Below are 1401 nucleotides of genomic sequence, written 5' to 3'. Positions count from 1 at the left end.
CGGCGGAAACGGGCGGCGGGGGACAATCCCCCCGCCAGACCGGACAGGAATGCGCGCACCGGCCGCCGCCCGCTCAGGGTTCCCGCATGCCGTCGGTCACGGCGGGCAGCAGGCGGTTGAGCAGGTACTGCATCATGGTCCGCCGCCCGACATGGATGTCGGCTTCCACCGGCATGCCCGGCTGCGGCTGGAAGAAAGGCGGCACCCCATGCAGGGTGTAGCGGTCAATGGACAGGCGCACGCGGTAATAGGCCGCCTGCGGGTCCAGCGCGTCATCACCGCCCTGCCGGGCGGCGTCCTGTCCCGGGGCGGAGCGGGTATCGAACGAATCGGCGCTGATGACACGCACGCTGGCCTGCGCCCCGCCGTACTGGGTGTAGGGAAAGGCCGCGAATTTCAGCAACGCCGGGTCGCCCACGCGCACATAGCCTGCATCCACGCCCCGCAGGCTGGCCTCCACATCCAGATGGCCGCCCAGCGGCACCAGCGTCATGAGGGGGGAAGCCGCCTGAATGACGGACCCGGTGGACAGGTGCGCGATACTGAGCACCACGGCGTCGCGCCCGGCGCGCATGACGATCAGGTCATGATGCAGCATGGCCTTGCTGTAGCCGCCATCGGCATCGGCCAGCCGGTGCTGGGCCAGCGCGAGATCCTGGTACACCGTGGCATGCCAGTTGCTGGCGTATCCATCGCGCTGGGCCTTCATGGCGTCCAGCCGGGCGCGGGTGCTGTCAGCCTCGTGCCGGGCGGAGACCTGCGCGCGCACCACTTCCATCAGGGTGTCGCGCGCCGCCAGCGTGGACAGGCGGCTGCCCACCTGCTCATGCTGGAGGCGTTCGCGCATGTCCTGCACATCCCGCGCGACACGGACACGGGCGGCATACATCGCCGCACTCGCCTCATAGCCCTGCAATTCACTCTCCAGCCCCGCGACCTGCCGGTCGTAACTGGCCATCTGGGCATTGTATTCCGCCTGCCGGCGCAGATAGGCCGCCGCCTCCTGCACGGAAGCGGGATCTTTCATATCCGCCGCGTAGGGCTGGCCGGTCGCCTCCGCCATGCGGCGGGCGACTTCCGCGCGGTAGGCCATGACCTGCCGGCGCAGGTTGGTGACATCCGCATCGGTCATGGTCGGATCGAGCCGGGCCAGCACCTGCCCCTTGCGCACCCGGTCACCCTCATGCACGTCGATGGAGCGGATGATCGCGGTTTCCAGCGGCTGGAGGACCATCGTGTCGTCAAACGGGCTGAGCCTGCCATTGACGCTAACCACCCTGTCCAGCGGGAGGAACGTCATCACCGCCAGCGCCGCCGCGACCAGCGCGCCGACAATCCAGATCACGTACCGCGCCGCGTCCGATGGCGGCAGTTCGATCAGCGCGGCGCTGGGTGAATAGA

The 1401-nt window shown here is 69.0% G+C and carries 1 protein-coding gene; it reads right to left on the bottom strand.

The window, feature by feature from the left end; translation table 11 throughout:
• Positions 1 to 73 precede the first annotated feature (73 nt).
• A partial coding sequence (locus JCM25156_RS16600) for an HlyD family type I secretion periplasmic adaptor subunit (RefSeq protein ID WP_025813997.1) occupies positions 74 to 1401 on the bottom strand: 1328 nt, incomplete at its 5' end.

Source organism: Komagataeibacter kakiaceti JCM 25156 (genome assembly GCF_000613305.1).
Note: the sequence above shows the minus strand (reverse complement) of the source record. Positions and strands in the feature narration are given on the sequence as shown.